Below are 22,715 nucleotides of genomic sequence, written 5' to 3' on the forward strand. Positions count from 1 at the left end.
AAACATTTTGCTCGCTTTTTTATTTATTGCCTTTTGCGTTCTGTTTTCATTCACTTTATAAACTAATCAAAGTCATATTGCGTTACAAACTACGTCATTTTGCCGTGTAATCTGATGCATTTTAGAAACTTATTTGATATGAAAACATCGGCTATTTCATGCATTTTGTTCTGTTTGTATGCTTATATACGAAATAAGGGAAAGCCTAAATGGACTTTCCCTACAGCAAAGATAATATATTTTCAAGGCGAATGCAAATCTGATATGAATTTATTTGACAATAAAGGTGATAGGTTCAATCAGTCAGACGAAACGTCTTTGAAGCTCAAAAATAGATTTCTGTCTCTTCTTTTCCTTTTTTCTTCTGTTTGTTTTCAGGCTCTTTCTTCAGCTTTCCGTCCTTGTCGAACATGCCGTATGTTGTTCGAAGCACGCTGAATTCAGTGCGTCGGTTCAGCTGGTTGCATATTTCCTGCTGTTCTTTATCAAGCTTTTCGATGAAAGCGGGCGTGAGTTGGTCACCTTCTTTCAGCCAAGTATATTGCTCGGTCAGCTTCTTTTTGATAGTTTTCGGACGTTGTTTCCCATAGCCAACTGCCGTTAAACGGTCGGCAGCAATGCCGCTTTTGATGAGATAACGCACCACGTTCTCGGCCCTTTGTTGCGACAATCGCTGGTTGTATTCAGCCGAACCGCGGTAGTCACAGTGGGCCGCAAGTTCGATAGTCACATGAGGGTTCTCGTTCAAAAGAGCGACAAGCTGGTCCAAAGCCTGTGCCGATTCGGGGCGAAGTGTGGCTTTATCGAGGTCGTAGAAGATGTTGTCGATGAGCACGGGGGCCGTTATTGAGGCCAAAGGAAACTGTAACACGTGTTCTTCGGAAGCCTTTGTGGGGCGAATGTTGAGGGTTTCGTGGTGATTGAGAAAGCCATCACAGGTGGCAAGGAAAATGTAATCGACTCCCGGTTTCAGCGTCTGTGTGAACGAACCGTCGCCTCTTACGCTTAGTTTTAGGTTGGTTCCGTCGTTTCCCACCATGTAAACTTGCGCATGAGGAAGCTCATATCCGTCTTTTTCATATACCCAACCTTTGACCGTTTGCACGATTTCTGGGTATTCAAAGCTGTAGATATGGTCGTATCCCCGGCTGTCGTTGCGGTTCGAAGCGAAGTATCCGCGGTTGTGAGGACCTTCGAACGTCATGCCGAAATCATCACCGTTACTGTTCAAGGGATAGCCGGGGTGGGTGAGGGTTGCATGATTTTGCCCATCAAAATGGGCGATAAAGATATCTAAACCACCCAATCCCGGATGTCCATCACTTGAGAAATAAAGGTCTCCATTAGGCCGGAATGTGGGAAATTCTTCATTACCTGGTGTGTTGATTGGGCTTCCGAGGTTCTCCGTTCCGCCCAATCCTGCGGGCGTGATACGCACACGCCAGAGGTCAAGACCGCCCATTCCGCCCGGCATATCCGAAGTGAAATAGAGCCAATTCCCATCAGGAGAGACGGCCGGGTGGGCGAAAAGCGAGAGCGTGTCGCGGCTGATAGGCAGTTCAGTTGGCTTGCTCCAGGTGGCATCACTACGTTCGGAAGTCATGATTTTAGCGTAACGTGGGAGCGTTGGGTCAGTGGAACATTGTGTCAAATACATTGTTCTTCCATCGGGAGAAAAGCAACATGCCCCCTCATCAAAGGCCGAATTGAGGGCTCCACCAACGGGTTCGGGCTTGCTCCATAGGCCTTTATCGTTCTTTTCGGAGACGAAGATGTCGCCGTTCTTCGTGCCCGTGATACCGCTTAATTCATCACCTTGTGCATCGTTTCGCGTGGACGTGAAGTACAATTGGCTGAAATCGTTGCCGTAAAGCATGGGAGAGTAGTCGGCTTTATAGGAGTTGAAGGCAGTCTTCTTCACGGTATAGCTGCTCCCAAGCTTCTTCCATGTGGGGGCCTTACGGGCAGATTGCAGGCCGTTCACGACCAATGTGTCGTGCGGAAGCGAGTCTTTCAGGGCCAAGAACTCCTTTTCTGCTGCCTTATATTGTCCGTCTTTTAAGAGCAATCGCGCGTAGATCAGACGGTCATTGAGCGTAGCCTGTCGGTAACGAATGGCGTTTCTGAAAGCTGGAATGGCCCGTTGTGTCTGGTTAATTTTAGCGTAACAGCGTGCCATTTTCACGGCCCTTTGACCGCGAACTTCCCCTTCTTTAGCCGGTGTTTGCTGGTAGGCTTTGCGGTATTGCAGTGCAGCTTCGTAGTATTCTCCTATGGCTTGATGCTGTTCGGCTTTCTTCATGGCGCGTTCAACGCCGCAGGAAGCGAGGGCAAAGAGGGCTGTAATATATATAATAAGGTGATGTTTCTGCATATGAAAATAACGGAAAGCGTGGGGTTATATTATAGTTTTCAGTGGGTTTTGCCCTGTATTTCTGATAGATTTTTATATCTTTGCCCCGCAGATAAGGTCAATATGAAGATAAAAAAGTATTTTGTTAGACTTCTGATAGGCGTGTTTTGGACGTGTCTTGTATTGGAATTGCCTCAGCTTTTCTTGAATATTGCGTGGCCAGATGTGATGAATGATACTCTTTGGCTACTTGGTCCAACGTCGTGTTGTGCCTTGATAATCCGATGGTTTTACGTGCAAAGTCGGCGTAATTCGAATGCCGTGACAAAAGCATTATACGCTATGTCATGGCTCAGTTTGCCTGTTTTGGTGTTGCATTTGCTATTTTATAGTTATGTAATGACAGGCAGAACGTATGAGGTTCTCTATCAAGACAAGGAGTATGAAGTTGTAGTTGACTATGCGTCCTTTGCCACAAATAGTGATTATGTATCAGTATATAAGCGGTGGTTAGGTTTTCGAAAGACACTTTACAGAGGCTATTATGGAAGTGAAACCGATTCGTTGAGGAGCCGGAAAGCCATAGAAAGTTTCTTGAAAAAGCAGAATTAAGCGTGAAATTAGACATTCATCTAATGGTCATTAACCTTGATGAATGTCGTCTATGCTTTGTCATTGAAAGGCAAAACGAATTTACAACCCTCCTTCCAGCTGCTGCAGCCGTAGGCATTCTTTCCTTTGATGATGCGTCCTTTGCCACATAATGGGCAGGGTTTTCCGATGAGTTCGTCGCTCGGTTTCAGAGAGATATTCTTTGTAGAGACTTTTTTCTCGGTAGATTTTGGCGTCGCTTTCTTTTTTGTTTTCTTCTTTAAGTCTTCATCGGAGAGTATAGTCACGCGACGATTACTATTGTCACGCAACACATCATTCACGATATTGGAGATTTGCGCCTTTAATTCTTCGATGAATTGTGAGGCATCATACTTCCGATGTTCTATGTCGCGGAGCTTCTTTTCCCATATACCCGTGAGCTCGCAACTCGTGAGAAGCTTCTCATGAATCATGTCGATGAGTTCTATTCCCGTAGGAGTTGCCACGAGATTCTTGCGTTCACGGCGAATATATTTACGTTTGAAAAGCGTCTCAATGATGCCAGCTCGGCTTGAAGGACGACCGATTCCATTCTCCTTTAAGGCTGCACGCAGCTCATCATCTTCTACGAATTTGCCCGCAGTTTCCATGGCACGGAGCAGCGAAGCCTCTGTATAGAACTTCGGAGGTGTGGTTTGTTTCTCCGTAAGTGTAGGCGTGTGAGGTCCGCTTTCGCCTTTAGTGAAAGTGGGAAGAGCGGCAGTTTCACCCCCAATTTCGCCCCGAAGAGCGTGGGAAGTGGGTTGTTCTTCCTCTTGAGAAGCCATGTTATTTGAAAGCGTATCACTCTTTTCGTTCTTTGAGGAGATGCTTTCCGTGAGACTTCTCCACCCGGGTTCCAATATCTCCTTACCCGTAACTTTGAATTCTATGCCGTCAACTTCGCCGAGAACCGTGGTCGCTGAGAACTTACAATCAGGGTAGAAAGCACTGATAAAGCGTGTCGCAACGAGGTCAAACACGTTTTGTTCCATGATAGTAAGGCTTTTCACGGGAACTCCGGTCGGTATGATGGCGTGGTGATCTGTTACCTTACTCGTGTCGAAAACCTTCTTACTCTTGGGCAACTTCTTGCTCATGGCCGCCAAGTCCTTTATCCATGGCATGTATTTTGGTTGACTGTCAATCTTACATTGACTCAAACCATTGAGTATCTGCGGGCATTTCGGATAGATATCATCGCTCAGATACTGCGTGTCGACACGTGGATATGTCGTGAACTTCTTCTCGTATAGGCTTTGAATAAGGTTCAAAGTCGTCTCTGCCGAATAGCCGAATTTGCGGTTACAGTCCACTTGCAGCGACGTAAGGTCATAGAGATGAGGGGGCGCTTCGGTGCCTTTCTTCTTCTGAACGCTCTTGATGGTGAACGGTTTCCCATCGATAGTGGCGAACGCTTTCTCGCCTTCTTCCTTGCTGGTGAACTTACCCGAGGTGGCCGTGAACTGCGTATCGCGATAGATAGTGGCCAAAACCCAATAAGGTTCTGGCTTGAAATTGTCGATTTCCTTTTGTCGATTAACAATCAACGCCAGCGTCGGTGTCTGCACACGGCCGATACTAAGCACCTGCCTGTTCTGTCCGTATTTCAGCGTGTAGAGTCGGGTTGCGTTCATACCCAACAGCCAATCGCCGATAGCCCGACTCAAACCAGCCATATAAAGCGGTTGATATTGTTGCTGATCCTTAAGGTTTTGAAAGCCTTGTTGTATGGCTTCGTCGGTCATAGACGATATCCAAAGCCGCTTCACGGGGCATTTCACGTTGGCCTTCTGCATCACCCAGCGTTGAATCAGCTCTCCTTCCTGCCCGGCATCACCGCAGTTGATAATCTCATCTGCACCTGCATAGAGTTTTTCAATGGTCGAAAACTGCTTCTTAATGCCGTCATCGGGAATGAGTTTAATGCCGAAGCGCAGCGGAATCATCGGCAAGGCAGCGAGGCTCCAATGCTTCCAATTCTCGCTATAGTCGTTAGGTTCCTTCAGCTCGCACAGGTGTCCGAAAGTCCATGTGACCTGATATCCGTTCCCTTCCATGTATCCATCCTTGGCAGTCGTAGCTCCCAAGATGCGTGCTATATCCTTTGCTACACTCGGTTTCTCGGCAATACAGACAATCATTCTTTATCGGTTTAGGCTTGCAAAGATACGAATTATTGTTGAAAATAGTAAGGAAAAGCCGTTTGAACGTTCATTCTTGACGACATATTATAAGGAAAAGGGAGATTAAACGGCATTCACATGTTTTTAGATAAGCACGCAAATGTTTTCAGATAAGCATGTAAACGTTTTTATGATAGGGAGGAAAGCCATTTCCTTCCGTATGTTTTATGATTTCCATCCGTATCTAATTGAATTATCTCCACGGAGATAAATTCTTATCACCGTGGAGATAAATATTTATCTCCATGGAGATAAGGTCTTATCACCATGGAGATAATCCGACGAGATACGGATGGAAATCGCAGGAGATGCGGATGGAAATATGCTTCCCTCCCGTTCTGAGTCATAAGACATGCTTATTCGGCGTATCGGCTTAAGCTAAAAAAAATGTCCAGAAGGGCGTGGTTACTTCGATTTAATTTGTATCTTTGTGAATAGTATTAAACAACATAAAAAGCAGCATGGAGAAATTGAAGATTGAAATAGAATATGATTTCTGCCGACTTGATGAACTGAACGAACAAGACCGAAAGCTCATCGAATGTGCCAAGGCTGCGGTGAAGAACAGCTATGCCAACTACAGCCATTTCCATGTGGGGGCGGCCTTGCGACTGCATGACGGGCGGGTTGTCATCGGTGCCAATCAAGAGAATGCGGCTTTTCCTTCGGGGCTGTGTGCCGAGCGTTCGGCCATATTCGCTGCGCAGTCGCATTATCCGGAGCAGGCGATTGATGCCTTGGCTATTGTCGCTCACAACGAAAAAGGCTTCCTGTCGGACCCGATTACGCCTTGCGGTGCCTGCCGACAAGTGATGCTCGAGATGGAAGACCGGTACAAACAAGATGTCCGTATCTTGCTCTATGGCACGTCGGGGGTGTATGTTCTGCAGCGTGTGAAGGACCTTTTGCCGTTCGCTTTCGTCGATGAAAACATGAGGAAATAGCGCAAAAATTATTTATACAAAGCATTATGAAAGTTGGATTGTTTGTTCCTTGTTATGTCGATGCACTGTATCCGGAGGCCGGGATTGCTACATACAAGTTGTTAAAACACTTCGGAGTCGATGTTGACTACCCCGAAAAGCAAACTTGTTGCGGTCAGCCTATGGGCAATGCCGGCTTTGAAAACATGGCAAAACCATTGGCTCGGAAGTTCGATGACATGTTCCGTGGCTTCGATTATGTGGTGGCTCCGTCGGCCTCTTGCGCCGCTTATGTGAAGGTGTATTACCCCCGCTTGCTGAAAGGAGAGCACGAATGCCTGTCTTCAAAGAAGATGATGGACATCGTGGAGTTCCTGCATGACGTGCTTAAAATCACCTCTTTGCCGGGCAACTTTCCTCATGTAGTGAGTGTACATAACAGTTGTCACGGTGTGCGGGAGCTTGGTTTATCTGCCCCTTCTGAGCGGAATATTCCTCCTTTCAACAAGATTATCGACTTGTTGAAGCTTCTCAAGGATATCACGATCAAGGAACCGGAGCGCAAAGACGAGTGTTGCGGCTTCGGAGGTATGTTCTCTGTGGAGGAAACGGCGGTTTCTATTCGCATGGGAGAGGATAAGATTGACCGCCATATTGCCACAGGCGCCGAGTTTGTCACGGGGCCCGACAGCAGTTGTCTGATGCATATGGCGGGCATTGCCAAGCGCGAAAAGAAACCTGTCAAGTTCGTTCACGTGGCCCAGATACTGGCTGTCGGACTTTAATGTAGTTGAACAGGAGATGAAATTATGAGCACAGAACATTCAAAGAAGGCCGCCCTATTCAATAAGGACCGCGAGAAAACGACTTGGCATGACCAGACTTTCTGGTCGGTTCGCATGAAACACGACGACGTAGCTTACCAATTGCCCGAGTGGGAAGCCCTGCGCGAGCATGCAAGCAACATCAAAAAGCACACCATAACCCACCTTGCCGACTATCTCGAAACATTCACTTCGAACCTCGAAAGTCGTGGAGTTGTCGTGCATTGGGCCAAGGATGCCGATGAATTTAACGCCATTGTGTATGGCATACTCAAGTCGCATGGCGTGCGAAAAATGGTGAAATCGAAGTCTATGCTGACGGAAGAATGTGAGATGAATCCCTATCTTGAGGCCCGTGGAATAGACGTTGTGGAAACCGATTTGGGCGAACGTATCATTCAACTTCTGGGACAAAGGCCGAGCCATATCGTCATGCCTGCCATTCATTTGAAGCGCGAAGAGGTGGGAAGAATGTTCGAAGAAAAGGGCATTTCGCATGAGAAAGGCAACTACGATCCTACATATCTCACGCGTTGTGCACGTCATCATCTGCGCGAAGAGTTTATGAATGCCGAGGCAGGAATGACAGGTTGCAACTTTGGTGTGGCCAAAACGGGCGACATTGTGGTGTGCACCAACGAGGGAAATGCCGATATGACGACCTCCATGCCCAAGCTACATATCGTCTCAATGGGCATAGAAAAGCTCATACCCGACTATGCCTCGCTGGCTGTTTTCCAGCGTTTGCTCTGCCGTTGCGGTACGGGTCAGCCCACAACCACCTACACTTCGCACTTCCGACAGGCGCGTCCGGGGGCCGAAATGCACGTTGTTCTGGTTGATAATGGGCGCAGTGACACTCTCGCCAACTCCGAACATTGGGAGAGTTTGAAGTGCATTCGCTGCGGCGCCTGCATGAACACGTGCCCTGTTTACCGTCGAAGTGGCGGCTACAGCTACAGTTATTTCATTCCGGGGCCTATCGGTGTGAACCTCGGAATGTTGCATGATGCCCGGAAACATGCGGGCAACGTGAGTGCTTGTTCGCTGTGTTTGAGCTGCGATAACGTGTGTCCCGCCGAGGTAGCACCGGGCAGTCAGATTTATGTTTGGCGTCAGATGCTCGACAGTATAGGCAAGGCCGACCCGATGAAAGAGGTGATGTCGATGGGAATGAAAGTGCTTTTCGACTCGCCGATGCTCTATCAGACGGCCTTAAAGTTCGCTCCTTTCATCAATAGGGTACCCGAACACCTGACTAAAATGGGTAGTCTCAATCCTTGGGGTATTGGTCATGCGATGCCCGAATTTGCCAAAAAGTCATTCCATCAGCTGTGGAAAGAGGGTAAGGTGAAGTGAAACCATGTAATTTGCAAGTATGGAAAAGAAAGAATTTCTCGATAGATTGCGTGCCAATACGCGTGAGCAATACGATATGCCCGACATGAATATCAATGGCATTACCTATCCCGACACTGTCAAACAGTTTGTTGAAATGACGCAAACCGTGGGAGGCAATGTGATAGAAGCCCAAGAAACGGACGACTTGAACGTGCTTATTCGCCGCGCATATCCCGAAGCTAAGGTCATCGCAAGCCATCTTCCGGGCATCAAGGCCGACCGAAATCCCGATACAGTTGACGAGGCTTGCGCGCTGAATGGAACCGATGTGGGCGTCGTTCGTGGCGAAATCGGCGTGGCAGAGAACGCATGTGTGTGGGTACCTCAAACGATGAAGGAGAAAGCCGTGTGCTTTATCTCGGAGAATTTGGTCATCATTCTCAACCGAAACCAGCTGGTTGACAACATGCATCAAGCCTATGAGCGGATAAAGATGACCGACTATGGCTTTGGAACATTCATCAGCGGGCCCAGCAAGACGGCCGACATCGAGCAATCGCTTGTCATGGGCGCACAGGCTGCCCGTTCCGTCACGGTCATCTTGGTGGGTTGACAAATCGCCTTTGCTACCCCGGCTCGCAATATTCATTCATACTGCAGGCCAATCTCAACCATTTACGCATCAATCCGGCAGTGATGACGATGTAGAGATGCATAAACAAACAACTTGTCCGCCCAATCTATTTGTCAACAGCCAATCGTAACGTGAGTGGACGCATGAGCCGTGCAACCCTACATGCATTCAAGTAGCTATGGTGTCAGCCTCATTGATAATCAACGATTTATACCTTGCATTTTAATCTCAACCATTTTACCTTGCAATCCCAGCCATTTCGCGCGCTAATATGGCTGAGATTACGTCGCAATATGGCTGAGATTGTATGCTGAAATAAACCATTTTGTGCGCCAACCTTTTATATCCTATGTTTTGCATAGGCTTTCTTGCACTTTCAGAAGGGCGTTTTCACTTTTCTGAAACGAGTTTTTCAAGTTGCAGGATAAGCGCTTTACGAATCGTTTCGTTTGTTCCGTGAACCATATACTGCAGGGTTCCGTCGGCCGAAAGTATGAGGGTCAGCGGATAACCCTCACTGCCCACCCACTTCGTAAAATAGTTGTCGCGGGCCAAGTGTGTCCAATTAAAGCCTTGTTTTTCTGTAATCTGTCTGATTTTTTCAGGCGTTTCGAAGTCTGCCGAAAGGAATCTTACCTGTGGGAAACGCTCTTTCCATGTGGAGAGTTCAGGCATTTCCTTGCGGCACGGACCGCATCCTGAATACCAAACGTTGACAACGGTCACGCGTCCTCGCAGCGAATCCTGCGTCCATGTGCCGCCGTCGATGTCGTGAAGCATGAACGTTCCCGGCAGCTTCTGCCCGATTTCGGGTGCTTTCAGCTGTTTGTCTCCGCTGTGAGTCGCTGCTTCCATCTCGTCGAAAAGATGGGATGCCGCTTCGAACTTGTCGGCATTGACAACGTTTTCCCGTGCGATTTCATATTTCTTCCATGCTTCGGGAATAACGAAATCGGCCGAAACGAGCACGCGCAATGCCGAATGTTTCTCGCCGTCAGAGAGGTGTTGCATTCCTTTCTGAATGGAAAAAATCTCCTGTATTGGCAGTCCTTGCTTGAAGAAATGGCCGTTGATGATGATAGCCGGCATTTGTTTTTGTGCCTCTTGCGCCCATGTCTTCGGTGTAAAAAGCATAAGGAGCAACAGTAGCGAGGCAAAAGCAGTTTTGAAAAATGAGTACTTCATGATTTGTTATTTATGTTTTTAGTAAGTTTCTGTCCATTGATTGATGGCCTGTATGACCGTTTCCACCTCCTCGTCGGTCATGGCTTGGTTGCATGGCAGGCTGAGTTCGGTTTGCGCAATGCGCTCGGTTATCGGCAGTTTCAGTGTATTCCATGCCTTGAAACAAGCCTGCCGGTGGGGTGGGATAGGGTAGTGGACCATTGTTTCGATGCCTTTTTGATGGAGAAAAGCCTGCAGATTGTCGCGCTGTTCACAAAGGATTGGAAAGATATGGAACACGGAATTGGTCGGTCGAATGAGCGTTATTCGCTCGTTTTTGATGCCTTCAAGATAGCGAAGAGCTATCGTTTTGCGACGTTGGTTATCGGCATCAAGGTATTTAAGTTTAACCATTATGACCGCTGCTTGCACCTCATCAATGCGACTATTGAGGCCTTGATAGGGGAAAACATACTTGTGATTGCTACCGTAATTTCCAAGAGATTGCACCGCATTTGCAAGCATTTCGTCATTCGTTGTCACGCAACCTGCATCGCCGAAAGCACCCATATTCTTACCCGGATAGAAGCTATGTGCGGCGGCATTTCCTATGCTTCCGGTGCGCAATCCGTTCCATTTCAGTCCGTGACCTTGGGCATTATCCTCGACAAGTAGCAGCTTATGGCGACGGCAGATGGCTCGAATGGCATCGTTCATAGCACAGATTCCATAGAGATGCACAAGCAAAATGGCGCGCGTCTTGGGCGTTATGGCCTGTTCAATCTGCGTGGAATCGATTTGCAATTCGGCATTCGGTTCAATCAAAATCGGGGTCAATCGGTTCTCTGTCAGGGCGAGAATAGAGGCGATATACGTGTTGGCTGGCACGATAACTTCGTCACCTTCATGCAGAACGCCCAATTCCTTGTAGGCTCGGAAGATAAGAATCAGCGCATCAAGTCCGTTGCCACAACCGATACAATGCCGTGTTCCGATGTATTGGGCGTAGGCCGTTTCAAAGTCATGCGTGGCTTTTCCTTGCAGATACCAACCGCTATCGACGACTTGGTTCACGGCTTTGCAAAGCTCATCAGCATGTTGCCGGGTGATACGTTTCAGGGAAAGATAATCGATTTTCATAGGTTCCATTCATACCAATCATAGCAAACGGCACGCCCACCGAAGCCTTCTTTCTGGTAAATCAGGCTTTCGTTGAGCGTCAATCCCTGCCGTTCGGTGGATTTACCGAAGTCGAAATAAGTCTTATCTCGATAGACATTGTGAATCAATTCATCAAAAAGCAGGTCGAGTGCATGCAGTTGTTTGCCTTTCGGCGAGGCCGATATGTATTGTGTGTGTACCACGTCGCCGTATTCATAAACAACGGTTCCGGCGAGAAGTCCGTCAAGTCGGGCCGTGAAAAGACGGATGTTGTCGGGAAATCTCGCCTTGAGTAGCGTGATTTCTGACAAGGAATGGACGGGAATGACATGATATTTCGTTTGCAGGTTCTGCGTCAATAGCTGCCAAAAGTCGGCCCAACGATCGCTCTCCTCGATGATGATGCCAAGTTGTTTTGCCTTTTTCATGCCGCTATTCCGTATGCGGTAGCAAGACAAGGGCACATGAAGTTTGATGACAGAAGCTATGTCTCTGGCCACTAATTTGGCGTTGGTTGTACGGTAAATCGCGTAAAGGTCTTCCTCGGAAGGCTGTTGCTGATAGAGCCAAGGCACGGTTTTGTAGACCACTTTTCGCAAGCCTTCGTCGCGTAGATAGGCATTGATGAGGCGTAGAACGGTGATGGCTTCGGTGGCAGTGAAATGAGAATTGACAATCAAACCGCCGAAAGTGAGTCCCTGATGCGAGTAGAGCGTGTCGCCTTCTCGGTTGGCCGGCAGGAGCGCATAGAGTTTATTACGCCGGTAGATGAGGAGTGAATGGTCGGTAAAACGCTGATGATAGTCCATATAATCCCTATAAAAGAGAAACAAACCGTTTTTGGACGCGGCGACAAAAGCGTCCCATTGGCGTTTCAACTTGGGCGTATAGGGTTTTATTTCGAACATTTCAAGTAGGCGAGAAACTGTTGATAGTCGTAGATATAGTCTGCTTCGTCGAATTCATCTTCGGCCAATACGAGGCAAACGGCACCCGAAGAGAAGTCTTCAAGCGTCCGCCAAATACCCGTATCTACCAGCAGTCCCTGATAAGGATGGTTGAGATGATGGGTTATTTTGCTTTGTCCGTCGTCGAGAACCACGTCGAAACTTCCGCTCACGGCAACGATAAACTCGCGACAATGACGGTGAGCATGCCCGCCACGGCATTCACCAGAAGGCACATCATAGGTCCAATAGACGCGCCGAATGCCGAAAGGCACCTGCGTATATTGCTGTGCAACCGTCAGATTTCCACGCGGATCGATGATCTTCGGCAGGTCTATGATTTGGCCTAATGACTTCATGTGTTGGCTGTTTCCTTATTTGATGATGGTCGCTGCCACGCGTTTTGCCTTCTCACGCAGGGTATCCATGTCGTCATCAAGGTCGCCGTAGCATAGCACGACCCCCATTCTACGGCCTGTATGTTGGTCGGGTTTGCCGAAAATACGCACGCGTGTACGGTCTTCTTTCAGTGCTTCTACGAGATTGTATGCAGGTTCATGGTCGGCATTCTCCTTGGCCAGAACAACGGCCGAGCAGCCCTTGTGCTCCAAATGAATAGCAGGAATGGGCCAACCCATGATGGCTCGCAAGTGAAGTTCAAATTCATTGAGGTTCGTTGTGTGCCCCAAGGTGACCATGCCTGTGTCATGTGGGCGCGGACTTAGTTCTGAAAAGATGACTTCCCCTCGTTTTGTGAAAAATTCAACACCCCAGATACCCTGTCCCGTCAGTGCTTTTGTGACCTTTTCTGCCATCATTTCGGCTTGCTTCAAGGCTTCTTTCGAAAGTTGAAATGGCTGCCAACTCTCTCGATAGTCACCGCCTTTCTGTACGTGTCCGATGGGTGGACAGAAGATAGTTGGGGCGTTTTTCTGCGTCACAGTGAGCAAAGTGAACTCCGAATCGAAGTCAATAAACTCTTCAATAATCACCTCTTTCACATCGCCTCTGCCTTCTTCCATGGCCTCATGAAAGGCGGTTTGCAGTTCATTCTCATTGTGAACGTAGCTCTGTCCGTGCCCACTTGAACTCATCAATGGCTTTACCACGCATGGAAAACCTATTTCATCAGCGGCCCGTTTGAACTCTTCAAAGGTCTTTGCATAGAAGTATTTGGCCGTCCTTAAGCCCAATTCGCGTGATGCAAGGTCACGAATGGCGCGACGATTCATTGTGAAGTTGACTGCCCGAGCAGATGGAACAACTTGGATGCCTTGCTTTTCAAAGTCGAAAAGTCGCTCTGTTCGGATAGCCTCTATCTCTGGAACAATGATGTTAGGACGGTGCTTCTCGACTGCAGCGGCAAGGGCGTAACCGTCCAACATGCTGAAGACTTCGCGCTCATCTGCCACTTGCATGGCTGGTGCATCATTGTAACGATCGCACGCAACGACATGAAGTCCTGCTCTTTTTGCAGCAATTACAAACTCTTTTCCAAGCTCTCCGGAGCCCAAAAGCATGATTTTCTTTGTCATGGTTGGGGATATTATCGATTAAATGGTTATCTGTTACCGTACATTTCGGCGTAGTATTTCTGATAATCACCGCTGGTTACCTCTCCGACCCACTGCTGGTTGTCGAGGTTCCACTTGATCGTTTTCACGATTCCATCAGCAAATTTAGTCTCAGGATACCAGCCAAGCTCTTCCTTTATCTTTGTAGGATCGATAGCATAGCGCTTATCATGGCCCAGACGGTCGGTCACATGGGTAATCAAGTCGTTGTTGATCCAACTGATATCAATGTCGCCTTGCGCATCTTTCTCTTGTTTTTTGAGTACTTTGCGCAGGCTCTTGTCGGCTTCCATCATATCATGTATGGTCTTAATCGTAAGCTTTACGATGTCAATGTTGGTCATTTCGTTGTGTCCGCCGACGTTGTAAACCTCACCTTCGCGGCCTTCACGCACCACCATGTCGATGGCTTTGCAATGGTCTTCCACGTAGAGCCAGTCGCGAACGTTGAGCCCTTCGCCATAAACAGGAAGCTTCTTACCTTCCAAGATATTATTGATGATGAGTGGTATCAGCTTCTCCGGGAAATGATAGGGGCCATAATTATTGGAGCAACGCGTGATTGTTACGGGCATTTTATAGGTGTCATGGTAAGCCATGACAAACATATCTGCACTCGTTTTGCTGGCACTATAGGGGCTGTGAGGGCACAATGGTGTCTTTTCCGTGAAGTAACCTTCAGCACCAAGACTGCCATATACCTCGTCAGTTGACACCTGATGGTAACGCTTTCCGGCTTTCCATGTGGGATAGCCTTGGGCATCTTTGCCCGTAACCCATGCTCTGCGGGCTGCGTCGAGCAGATTCTGTGTGCCCAATATGTTGACGCTCAGGAAGAGTTGTGGGTCTTCGATGCTGCGGTCTACATGGCTTTCGGCCGCGAAATTGACCAAATAATCGATGTCATTTTCAGTAAACAGACGATCAACAAGCTCTCGGTCGCGTATGTCTCCCTTGACAAATACGCAACGTTTGCCGTCGATATCGTCCTTGATAGTACCGAGATTACCCGCATAGGTGAGTGCATCGAGAACGATAACTTTGATATCTTCGTTCTTATATTTGCGGTTCAAAAGATACTTGATGTAGTTAGCACCGATGAAACCGGCCGCACCTGTTACGAGATATGTCTTCATATTGTTTATAATTTTGTTTGTTTCTGTCCTATTGTTATAACTTCGCAATCTGTGAATTTATTGCCTTCAATGGTCAAACGCACTAAGGTTCGTTCCTTATGCCAGCCTTGAATGCCGGCTGCACCGGGATTGATATGCAGCAAATCGAGCCTCTTATCGGGCATGACCTTCAGGATATGAGAGTGCCCAGAGATGAATAAATCGGGCGGAGATGCATAGATTTTCGCTGCAATCGAACGGTCGTAGCGTCCCGGATAACCACCGATATGTTTCATCATCACGTCGATATCCTCGCATTTGAAACGCAGGATTTCGGGGTAACGTGCCCTTAGATCATACCCATCGCAGTTGCCATAGACGGCCCGAAAGATAGGTTTCATGGCTTCAAAGCGGTCAGCCAGCTCCACAGACCCAATGTCGCCGGCATGCCATATCTCGTCGCATTCGCCGAGATACAGTTCATATTTGTCGTCCCAATAAGCATGTGTGTCGCTGATGATGCCTATCTTCTTCATCTTTCAAAGCGTTTACGAACGAAAGAGATGATGAAGGCCGTGGTATCTTCCAAGCCTAACAAGCTACTGTTCACGCAGAGATCGTAGCTTTCGGCAGCTCCCCATTTCTTCCCGGTATAGTAATTATAATAGGTGGAACGGGCCTCTTCACGGGTATTGATGAACTTCCTTGCCTCCTCGTTTGTCAGTTGTTGGCGTTCGCACACACGCTTAATGCGGTCTTCGATGGCTGCCGTAATAAAGATGTTTATCGTGTCCTTGCGGTTACGAAGCACATAGTCTGCTGTCCTACCCACGAAGACACAGCTCCCCATATCGGCAGCTTTGGCGATAGCATCGCTTTGGAATTGATACAGACTCTCCTGTGAAAAGTTGTTCTTATAGAAGTTATTCTCGCCCATCAGCGGCACATGGGTATGAAACAACGAGCGAAGAAACCCCTTCTGTTCGTCGTTCTGCTCGAAGAACTTCTCGCAGAAACCACTCTCTTTGGCTGCCAGATTGAGCAATTCGCGGTCATAAAACGTGCAATTCAGGTCGTCGGCGAGTTGCTTGGCAATGATTCTCCCACCGCTTCCTACCTGTCTTCCGATGTTAATGATCATCTTCTTGTTCTCCATATTGCAATTCCTTATGTTGTTTCTTGAACTTCTTTACGTTGAAAAGCATGATGACTGCGGCGATAAAAGCAGCGAAACCATCAGCGAAGGGCATGGCATACCACACACCGTCTACGCCTCTGAACAATGGAAAGACGGCTAAGGCCGGCAGCAGAAAGATGAGTTGACGGGAGAGAGACAGGAAGATGCTCACCCTTACCTTGCCGATGCTCTGAAAGAAAAACGTGATGACCATCTGGCTTCCGATGAGAGGAAACAGCACCATACTGATGCGAATGGCCTTCATACCTAACTGAATCAGCGTCGGGTCTTTGGTGAACAGACGCGCACAGTAGTAGGGCATGAACATCGCGATGAGCCATCCTGTGGTCATGATCAGCGTGGCAGCAATAATCGAAAGCTTCACCACATGTATCATTCTGTCTATCTTTTGTGCACCATAGTTGTAACCTACGATGGGTTGCATGCCTTGATTGACGCCCAAAACGAACATCAGAAAGACGAAAGAAACCTTGTTTGCGATGCCGTAAGCACCCACATCGAGGTCGCTGCCATACCTGACCAGTTGCTGATTGATGAAGATAACGACGACACAGGCACACACATTCATGGCGAAAGGTGAGATGCCTACGCCGATGATGTTCCTCACCAACTCGCTGCGAAGCCTGTAGATGTCACGTTCAAAGTGCAGGAGTTCCTGCTTGTTGCTGAATATCCGAAGCTGCCATATCAGCGCCATCACCTGTGCAAGCACCGTGGCGTAGGCAGCACCTTGAATGCCCCAACCGAAGAGCATGATGAAGACATAGTCGAGCATCGTGTTCATCACGACCGTGACAATCGTGGCATACATGGCCTGACGAGGCTTCCCGGCTGCCCTGAGCACTGCGTTCATGCCGAAATACATGTGAGAAAAGACGTTGCCGACCAAGATAATCACCATGTAATCGCGGGCGTATGGCAGCGTGGCCTCACTGGCTCCGAAGAACTTCAAGATAGGGTCGAGGAACAAAAGACACACGACCGAGAATGCAATCCCAATGATAAGGTTCAGCGTTACCGTGTTTCCCAAGATGCTTTCTGCCGTCTTATAGTCTTTCTGTCCCAGCTTCATGGAGATGAAGGTTGAGGCCCCTACGCCCACAGCGGCACCGAAGGCAGTCGAAAGGTTCATGAAGGGAAAGGTGATGGCAAGTCCGGATATGGCCAAAGGGCCAACGCCCTGACCAATGAATATGCTGTCGACGATGTTGTAGAGCGACGCCGCCGTCATCGCCACAATCGCCGGCATGGCATATTGCAGCAGCAGTTTGCCCACAGGTCTCGTGCCCAATTGTAATGTCGCGTCCTTGTTGTCCATGATGCAAAGGTATAAAAATATTTTCAAACCCTACCTATATAATAAGGAGAAAATAAGGCTCCGAGGGGGAGCACAGTCTAAGGGGAAAGCCCCGCTACGAGGAACTCTTGGCCATTCCTTATAAAGAAGGGCGGAGGACCTCCATTGGGAGTCCTCTTGCACTTCCATTGGAAGTCCTCTTGTACCTCCATTGGAAGTCCTCTTGTACTTCCAATAGAAGTCCTCTTGTACTTCCAATAGGAGTCCTCTTGCACTACTGATAGTAGTCCTTTCGTACTACTGATAGTAGTCCTTTCGTACTACTGATAGTAGTCCTCTTGCACTACTGATAGTAGTCCTGTTGTATAGATAGTATCTATCCTGTTCTATACATAGTATCTATCCCTTCGTATAGATAGTATCTGTCCTCTCGTATAGATAGTATCTATCCAGCCCTATACATACTATCTATCCTATTGGCCCCAAAGTATAGGTCTTTGGCGACACTGAAAATCCATTCCGGCCCTTCCAAAGAGGAGGAAGAGGTTTCTTTCAACTGCTTCCGAGTAGGGGAGTGCGAGTTTGCGGGCCAATGACAAATAAAAACAGACCTTGTGAACTAAGGTGTCCACAAGGTCTGCTTGCTTTCTTATAAAGGCTGTATCCTTTCTGCGCGGAATGCCGTGCGTGCAATTTAGAAAGGTAGGTCGTCTGCACTTTCACCTTCGGCGGCCTGCTGCGGAGGGAACGGAGCCTGAGCCCCGTCCGGAGCCGGTGACGATGCTGCATTGGGGGCAGCCCCGAATGGTTCGGGAGCAGCCACTCCGGCACCTAATGTGGCAGGGTCTACAAGGCGGACATCGTAGGCCCGGATACTGTTGAACCAGCGACCATTGTATTCGTGAGCGTCGATATCGAACGAAACCGTCACTTCCTGACCGACTTGAATATTGAAACGCTGCAACCGTTCTTCGCCAAACACGCTGAAAACCATCTTGTGAGGATAGTTCTCATGGGTTTCTATCACGAAATCCTGTGCTTTCCATTCGCCACGTGCAGATGTACCCGAACGTGCGGGAAGTGCTGCAATAACCTTTCCTTGTAAATCCATAATCTGTTTTATATTGTTTTTTAAGTTTCAAAAAAGCCGAATAAGGGTTTTTGTTTTTACACTTCTGCTCGCGAAATTACTAAAATAGTTCTAATAAATGAAACATTTTATGCCTTTTTTTTGTTTTGCACAATGGTTTTTAGTATTTTTGTATGTGTAAAAAAATAAACGGAACATTAACTATTAAACGAAATATACTGATGAGATTTACATTATCAAGCAGTGCACTGAATGCACGTCTGCAGTCTCTTGCCAAAGTGATTAACGGCAAAAATTCTTTACCTATTCTCGACAGCTTCCTTTTCGAAGTTGGTAACAAGGAACTCAAAATCACGGCTTCTGACAGCGAAAACGTTATGACCTCCCTCGTTTCGCTTGACGAATGCGACGGCGAAGGGAGTTTCGCCGTGCCCAACCGTACGATACTTGATGCGGTCAAAGAACTTCCGGAGCAGCCTCTTTCGTTCGATATCGACACCGATGCACTCACCATTAAAATCCTCTATCAGAACGGTATATACAACTTCACGGCACAGAATGCCGACGAATATCCTCACACGCAGGCTGTTCCTGACGGCGCACACGTCATCACGATGAGTTCGGCCTCACTGGTGAACAACATCACTCGCTCGCTCTTCGCAACAGCTGCCGATGAACTTCGGCCCGTGATGAACGGTATCTATTTCGATTTGTCTACCGACTTCCTGTCCATCGTCGCCACAGACGGACATAAGTTGGTGCGCAACCAAGACTACACCGTGAAGAGCGATACCCCGGCTTCGTTCATTCTTCCGAAGAAACCGGCCATGCTGTTGAAGAATGTGCTGACAAAGGACGATAATGAGGTGGTCATCAAGTTCGACGACCGCAGTGCCGAGGTCCGTTTTGCCGAGGGCCAGCTTACTTGTCGGCTCATCGAGGGTAACTATCCCAACTATAATAGCGTCATTCCCCAAAATCCCAACAATATGAGTATCGACCGCAGGAGCCTTATCGGTGCACTGCGTCGTGTGCTTCCATTCGCCAGTGAGAGTAGCCAGCTTATTCGCTTCCATATTGAGACCGGAAAACTGGAGGTGTCTTCCGAAGATATCGATTTTGCCACCAGTGCCAAGGAGCATATCGTATGCGATTACAACGGGCCACAGATAAGCATTGGTTTCAAAGGTAGCTCTTTGCAGGAAATACTCAACAACCTCGACAGCGACGAAGTCGTCTTCCAATTGGCCGACCCGAGTCGCGCAGGTGTGATAGTCCCGGCCCAACAGCCCGAGAATACCAACATTCTGATGTTGATTATGCCGATGCTGCTTAACGATTAATGCATTTCCCACTCTTTTAGAAAATGAAATTAAATCTTACTAAGCCCCTCGTAGTCTTCGATCTTGAGACTACGGGGCTTGATATTGTAAACGACCGCGTCATCCAACTGTCCTATATTAAGATTTATCCTGATGGGACAGAGGAGCGCAATAACTTTCTTGTCAATCCGGGCAGACACATACCGGAGTTTGTCAGCGATCTTACCGGCATTGATGACGAGCGCATAAAAGATGCTCCCTCGTTCAAACAACTATCCACAACCTTAGCCGAAACGTTCAAGGGCTGTGATTTTGCAGGCTTCAATTCGAACCGCTTCGATGTGCCCTTGCTGGCCGAAGAGTTTCTGCGTGCAGGTGTTGATTTCGACTTTTCCAAATGCCGTCTTATCGATGCACAGACCATCTTCCATAAAATGGAAAGAAGGAATTTGGCAGCAGCCTACGAATTCTATTGTGGACGGAAGATGGAAGAAGACTTTGAGGCCCATCGTGCTGACCAAGACACCGAGGCGACCTACCGCGTGCTGATGGGTGAACTTGATATGTACACAACAGAAAGGCAGGAAGATACTGACCGCATCTTGCCCAACGACATGGACTATCTGGCAGAATTCTCCAAACAGAACGATAATGTAGACTTTGCAGGGCGTATCGTGTGGGCACCCGTGAACGGAAAAGACGGAAAGCCTTTGACTGATAAAGACGGGAAACCGCAAATGCAAGAGATATTCAATTTCGGAAAATACAAGGATATGCCCGTGGCCGAGGTGTTGAAGAAAGACCCGGGATATTATTCTTGGATGTTGGCAGCCGAATTTCCTAATAACACCAAACAAGTATTGACACGTATCCGACTGAGAGAATTCAACAACCGCTCATGCTGAAAGGGAAAAAGATCGTATTGGGAATCACAGGCTCCATAGCTACTTATAAGTCATGTCTCGTTATTCGGGAACTCATCAAGCGTGGTGCTGAGGTGCAAGTCGTCATCACGCCGTCTGGAAAAGAGTTCATCACGCCGATTACACTCTCTGCACTGACTCGAAAGCCTGTCGTCAGTGAGTTTTTTGCTCAACGTGACGGTACATGGAACTCGCATGTGGACCTTGGTTTATGGGCCGATGCCATGCTCATAGCTCCCTGCACGGCAAGCACATTGGGTAAAATGGCGCATGGAATAGCCGATAACATACTCATCACGACCTATCTCAGCATGAAAGCCCCTGTATTCATTGCTCCGGCAATGGACCTTGACATGTATCAACATCATTCAACACAGGCCAACCTCTTACAACTGAAAGCCTATGGCAATCACATCATCGAGCCCGTAAGTGGTTTTCTTGCCAGCGGTCTTGAAGGAAAAGGGCGTATGGAAGAACCAGAAAAGATAGTTGAGACACTCGAAATGTTTTTCAGTTCGGCAGATGATTTGAAAGGAAAACGTATCATGATTACGGCCGGTCCAACGTATGAGAAAATTGATCCGGTTCGTTTCATCGGTAATTATTCAAGTGGAAAGATGGGCTTTGCTTTGGCTGAAGAGTGCTATCAGCGTGGTGCAGAAGTAACGTTGATAAGTGGCCCGGTGGTTTTATCCTGCTCTAAAGGTATCAAAAGAATAGATATCGAAAGTTGTGAGGAAATGTATGAACAGGCTATCACAATCTTTCCACATCAAGATGTCGCTATTTTGTGTGCAGCTGTGGCTGATTTTCAACCGGAAAATGTGGCTAATTATAAAATCAAACGAGAAAAAGAGGACTTGGTTATCCGCCTGAAACCCACGCGCGATATTGCAGCCACGCTTGGGAAGATGAAGACCAATGAACAGCATCTTATTGCTTTTGCCCTTGAAACCAATGACGAAGAGAGTAATGCCCGACGAAAATTGGAAAGAAAACATGCCGACTTTATCGTACTAAACTCTACACGCAATCTCGGTACGACATTCCAAAACAACGAGAACAAAATAACGATTATCAACAGGGAAGGAAAGAAAGAATATGCCAAAAAGCCGAAAATCGATGTTGCTAAAGATATTGTTGACGAGCTGGCTACTCTTCTATAGTGGTTTGCTCATGGCACAAGAGCTACAGGCCACAGTCAATGTCAACTATTCCCAAATACAAGGAACCGACAAGACCGTGTTCGATAACCTGCAAACAACTCTTGAGCGATTTCTCAACGACAGGAAATGGACGGCTCTCCAATTTCAGAAGAAAGAACGAATACCGTGCAGTTTCAATATAACTGTTACCAAATATGACCCTTCGAGTAATCTTTTCACCTGCAAGGCCATCATACAGGCCAACCGTCCGGTGTACAATTCGTCCTACACGACTACCTTATATAATAATGTCGACAATGACTTCGATTTCGAGTTTGCCGCGTTCAGCCAGCTTGACTTCAACGAAGAACATATCGACAACCAACTCATAGCACTCTGTGCCTATTATGCTTACCTCATTATCGGTATCGATCTTGATAGTTTCTCGCCTTTAGGGGGAACTGATATTCTACAACGATGCCTCAATGTAGCAAACAATGCCCAGAATCTGAACTTCACTGGTTGGAAGAGTTTTGATGACAATCGTAACCGGTATGCCATCATCAATGACTACATGGACGAAGCACTTTCTCCTTTCCGCCGACTGCAATATGATTACTATCGCACAGGGCTCGACCAGATGGCCAACAACACAGAGAAGGCGCGTGTCAATATTTCCTCTGCACTCGAGGCCAATCTCCGCAAGGCCCACGAGAATCGGCCACTGAGTATGCTACCGCAGATATGGACCGACTACAAGAAAGAAGAGCTCGCTGCCATCTATCAAGGCAAAGGTACCCAGAAGGAAAAGGAAAGTGTCTATGGGCTACTCTTCAGTATCAATGCCAGCCAAAATAATTCATGGGAGAAGATAAAACAATAACA

At 47.7% G+C, this 22,715-nt stretch carries 21 protein-coding genes; 9 read left to right on the forward strand and 12 right to left on the reverse strand.

Annotated elements, in window-relative coordinates:
• Positions 1-325 precede the first annotated feature (325 nt).
• A complete protein-coding gene (gene porE, locus HMPREF9944_RS05525) occupies positions 326-2,374 on the reverse strand; it encodes a PorE family type IX secretion system protein (RefSeq protein WP_008565030.1) in 2,049 nt (682 codons plus the stop codon).
• Between the two features lie 378 nt (positions 2,375-2,752).
• Between porE and HMPREF9944_RS13310 the strand changes: the two genes are divergently transcribed.
• Positions 2,753-2,965 carry a hypothetical protein gene (locus tag HMPREF9944_RS13310; protein WP_244861119.1) on the forward strand — a complete coding sequence of 71 codons (213 nt, stop codon included), beginning with the start codon at positions 2,753-2,755 and terminating at the stop codon, positions 2,963-2,965.
• A 50-nt stretch (positions 2,966-3,015) separates the two neighbouring features.
• Here the strand turns inward: HMPREF9944_RS13310 and HMPREF9944_RS05535 are convergent, their stop codons facing one another.
• Positions 3,016-5,130 carry a DNA topoisomerase 3 gene (locus HMPREF9944_RS05535; protein WP_008565033.1) on the reverse strand — a complete coding sequence of 705 codons (2,115 nt, stop codon included), beginning with the start codon at positions 5,128-5,130 and terminating at the stop codon, positions 3,016-3,018.
• Positions 5,131-5,633: 503 nt separating this feature from the next.
• On the opposite strand from HMPREF9944_RS05535, the gene cdd reads away from it, so the two are divergent.
• From cdd to HMPREF9944_RS05555, 4 genes are read left to right on the forward strand one after another with little or no spacing between them, the layout of a single operon-like run.
• Positions 5,634-6,116: a cytidine deaminase gene (gene cdd, locus HMPREF9944_RS05540; protein WP_008565035.1), complete on the forward strand. Its 483-nt coding sequence runs from the start codon at positions 5,634-5,636 to the stop codon at positions 6,114-6,116.
• A gap of 26 nt (positions 6,117-6,142) precedes the next feature.
• Complete coding sequence (locus tag HMPREF9944_RS05545) at positions 6,143-6,880, forward strand: (Fe-S)-binding protein (RefSeq protein ID WP_008565036.1); 738 nt, start codon at positions 6,143-6,145, stop codon at positions 6,878-6,880.
• 24 nt (positions 6,881-6,904) lie between these two features.
• On the forward strand, positions 6,905-8,278 hold the full coding sequence (locus HMPREF9944_RS05550) for a lactate utilization protein B (RefSeq protein WP_008565037.1): 1,374 nt from the start codon (positions 6,905-6,907) through the stop codon (positions 8,276-8,278).
• A 19-nt stretch (positions 8,279-8,297) separates the two neighbouring features.
• A complete protein-coding gene (locus tag HMPREF9944_RS05555; protein WP_008565038.1) occupies positions 8,298-8,873 on the forward strand; it encodes a LutC/YkgG family protein in 576 nt (191 codons plus the stop codon).
• A gap of 411 nt (positions 8,874-9,284) precedes the next feature.
• Here the strand turns inward: HMPREF9944_RS05555 and HMPREF9944_RS05560 are convergent, their stop codons facing one another.
• The 10 genes from HMPREF9944_RS05560 to HMPREF9944_RS05605 all read right to left on the reverse strand — a co-directional run bounded on the left by HMPREF9944_RS05560 (position 9,285) and on the right by HMPREF9944_RS05605 (position 18,461).
• On the reverse strand, positions 9,285-10,079 hold the full coding sequence (locus HMPREF9944_RS05560; RefSeq protein ID WP_008565039.1) for a TlpA family protein disulfide reductase: 795 nt from the start codon (positions 10,077-10,079) through the stop codon (positions 9,285-9,287).
• An 18-nt stretch (positions 10,080-10,097) separates the two neighbouring features.
• On the reverse strand, positions 10,098-11,198 hold the full coding sequence (locus HMPREF9944_RS05565) for a DegT/DnrJ/EryC1/StrS family aminotransferase (protein ID WP_008565040.1): 1,101 nt from the start codon (positions 11,196-11,198) through the stop codon (positions 10,098-10,100).
• Entirely contained in the window at positions 11,195-12,127 is a 933-nt protein-coding gene (locus HMPREF9944_RS05570) for a GNAT family N-acetyltransferase (protein WP_008565041.1), read from the reverse strand. The genes HMPREF9944_RS05565 and HMPREF9944_RS05570 overlap by 4 nt, the downstream gene beginning before the upstream one ends.
• Positions 12,115-12,525, reverse strand: a complete 411-nt coding sequence (locus HMPREF9944_RS05575) for a sugar 3,4-ketoisomerase (protein WP_008565043.1) — start codon at positions 12,523-12,525, stop codon at positions 12,115-12,117. Before HMPREF9944_RS05575 ends, HMPREF9944_RS05570 begins: the two co-directional genes overlap by 13 nt.
• A 15-nt stretch (positions 12,526-12,540) precedes the next feature.
• The gene (purT, locus tag HMPREF9944_RS05580; RefSeq protein ID WP_044113395.1) at positions 12,541-13,701 is read right to left on the reverse strand and encodes a formate-dependent phosphoribosylglycinamide formyltransferase; all 1,161 of its coding nucleotides are present in this window, start codon (positions 13,699-13,701) and stop codon (positions 12,541-12,543) included.
• Between the two features lie 26 nt (positions 13,702-13,727).
• Positions 13,728-14,876 (reverse strand): dTDP-glucose 4,6-dehydratase, encoded by a 1,149-nt coding sequence (gene rfbB / locus HMPREF9944_RS05585; protein WP_008565047.1) that lies wholly within the window; start codon positions 14,874-14,876, stop codon positions 13,728-13,730.
• Positions 14,877-14,881: 5 nt separating this feature from the next.
• Positions 14,882-15,391, reverse strand: a complete 510-nt coding sequence (locus HMPREF9944_RS05590; RefSeq protein WP_008565049.1) for a metallophosphoesterase family protein — start codon at positions 15,389-15,391, stop codon at positions 14,882-14,884.
• Complete coding sequence (locus tag HMPREF9944_RS05595) at positions 15,388-16,011, reverse strand: cytidylate kinase-like family protein (protein WP_019967388.1); 624 nt, start codon at positions 16,009-16,011, stop codon at positions 15,388-15,390. The genes HMPREF9944_RS05590 and HMPREF9944_RS05595 overlap by 4 nt, the downstream gene beginning before the upstream one ends.
• Positions 15,986-17,371: an MATE family efflux transporter gene (locus tag HMPREF9944_RS05600; RefSeq protein WP_008565051.1), complete on the reverse strand. Its 1,386-nt coding sequence runs from the start codon at positions 17,369-17,371 to the stop codon at positions 15,986-15,988. The genes HMPREF9944_RS05595 and HMPREF9944_RS05600 overlap by 26 nt, the downstream gene beginning before the upstream one ends.
• A gap of 673 nt (positions 17,372-18,044) precedes the next feature.
• Positions 18,045-18,461 (reverse strand): DUF3127 domain-containing protein, encoded by a 417-nt coding sequence (locus tag HMPREF9944_RS05605; protein ID WP_008565052.1) that lies wholly within the window; start codon positions 18,459-18,461, stop codon positions 18,045-18,047.
• Positions 18,462-18,661: 200 nt separating this feature from the next.
• On the opposite strand from HMPREF9944_RS05605, the gene dnaN reads away from it, so the two are divergent.
• From dnaN to porD, 4 genes are read left to right on the forward strand one after another with little or no spacing between them, the layout of a single operon-like run.
• Positions 18,662-19,783, forward strand: a complete 1,122-nt coding sequence (dnaN, locus tag HMPREF9944_RS05610; protein ID WP_008565053.1) for a DNA polymerase III subunit beta — start codon at positions 18,662-18,664, stop codon at positions 19,781-19,783.
• Positions 19,784-19,806: 23 nt separating this feature from the next.
• Positions 19,807-20,667, forward strand: a complete 861-nt coding sequence (locus HMPREF9944_RS05615; protein WP_008565054.1) for a 3'-5' exonuclease — start codon at positions 19,807-19,809, stop codon at positions 20,665-20,667.
• Entirely contained in the window at positions 20,661-21,851 is a 1,191-nt protein-coding gene (gene coaBC / locus HMPREF9944_RS05620; RefSeq protein WP_008565056.1) for a bifunctional phosphopantothenoylcysteine decarboxylase/phosphopantothenate--cysteine ligase CoaBC, read from the forward strand. The genes HMPREF9944_RS05615 and coaBC overlap by 7 nt, the downstream gene beginning before the upstream one ends.
• Positions 21,808-22,713: a type IX secretion system protein PorD gene (gene porD, locus HMPREF9944_RS05625; RefSeq protein ID WP_008565057.1), complete on the forward strand. Its 906-nt coding sequence runs from the start codon at positions 21,808-21,810 to the stop codon at positions 22,711-22,713. The genes coaBC and porD overlap by 44 nt, the downstream gene beginning before the upstream one ends.
• The last annotated feature ends 2 nt before the right edge of the window (positions 22,714-22,715 follow it).

It is taken from the genome of Segatella maculosa OT 289, from assembly GCF_000243015.1.
Lineage (GTDB): Bacteria > Bacteroidota > Bacteroidia > Bacteroidales > Bacteroidaceae > Prevotella > Prevotella maculosa.

Coding starts and splice junctions, on each gene's coding strand:
- porE (WP_008565030.1), bottom strand. CDS start 2,374: ATGCAGAAACATCACCTTATTATATATATTACAGCCCTCTTTGCCCTC.
- HMPREF9944_RS13310 (WP_244861119.1), top strand. CDS start 2,753: ATGACAGGCAGAACGTATGAGGTTCTCTATCAAGACAAGGAGTATGAA.
- HMPREF9944_RS05535 (WP_008565033.1), bottom strand. CDS start 5,130: ATGATTGTCTGTATTGCCGAGAAACCGAGTGTAGCAAAGGATATAGCA.
- cdd (WP_008565035.1), top strand. CDS start 5,634: ATGGAGAAATTGAAGATTGAAATAGAATATGATTTCTGCCGACTTGAT.
- HMPREF9944_RS05545 (WP_008565036.1), top strand. CDS start 6,143: ATGAAAGTTGGATTGTTTGTTCCTTGTTATGTCGATGCACTGTATCCG.
- HMPREF9944_RS05550 (WP_008565037.1), top strand. CDS start 6,905: ATGAGCACAGAACATTCAAAGAAGGCCGCCCTATTCAATAAGGACCGC.
- HMPREF9944_RS05555 (WP_008565038.1), top strand. CDS start 8,298: ATGGAAAAGAAAGAATTTCTCGATAGATTGCGTGCCAATACGCGTGAG.
- HMPREF9944_RS05560 (WP_008565039.1), bottom strand. CDS start 10,079: ATGAAGTACTCATTTTTCAAAACTGCTTTTGCCTCGCTACTGTTGCTC.
- HMPREF9944_RS05565 (WP_008565040.1), bottom strand. CDS start 11,198: ATGAAAATCGATTATCTTTCCCTGAAACGTATCACCCGGCAACATGCT.
- HMPREF9944_RS05570 (WP_008565041.1), bottom strand. CDS start 12,127: ATGTTCGAAATAAAACCCTATACGCCCAAGTTGAAACGCCAATGGGAC.
- HMPREF9944_RS05575 (WP_008565043.1), bottom strand. CDS start 12,525: ATGAAGTCATTAGGCCAAATCATAGACCTGCCGAAGATCATCGATCCG.
- purT (WP_044113395.1), bottom strand. CDS start 13,701: ATGACAAAGAAAATCATGCTTTTGGGCTCCGGAGAGCTTGGAAAAGAG.
- rfbB (WP_008565047.1), bottom strand. CDS start 14,876: ATGAAGACATATCTCGTAACAGGTGCGGCCGGTTTCATCGGTGCTAAC.
- HMPREF9944_RS05590 (WP_008565049.1), bottom strand. CDS start 15,391: ATGAAGAAGATAGGCATCATCAGCGACACACATGCTTATTGGGACGAC.
- HMPREF9944_RS05595 (WP_019967388.1), bottom strand. CDS start 16,011: ATGGAGAACAAGAAGATGATCATTAACATCGGAAGACAGGTAGGAAGC.
- HMPREF9944_RS05600 (WP_008565051.1), bottom strand. CDS start 17,371: ATGGACAACAAGGACGCGACATTACAATTGGGCACGAGACCTGTGGGC.
- HMPREF9944_RS05605 (WP_008565052.1), bottom strand. CDS start 18,461: ATGGATTTACAAGGAAAGGTTATTGCAGCACTTCCCGCACGTTCGGGT.
- dnaN (WP_008565053.1), top strand. CDS start 18,662: ATGAGATTTACATTATCAAGCAGTGCACTGAATGCACGTCTGCAGTCT.
- HMPREF9944_RS05615 (WP_008565054.1), top strand. CDS start 19,807: ATGAAATTAAATCTTACTAAGCCCCTCGTAGTCTTCGATCTTGAGACT.
- coaBC (WP_008565056.1), top strand. CDS start 20,661: ATGCTGAAAGGGAAAAAGATCGTATTGGGAATCACAGGCTCCATAGCT.
- porD (WP_008565057.1), top strand. CDS start 21,808: ATGTTGCTAAAGATATTGTTGACGAGCTGGCTACTCTTCTATAGTGGT.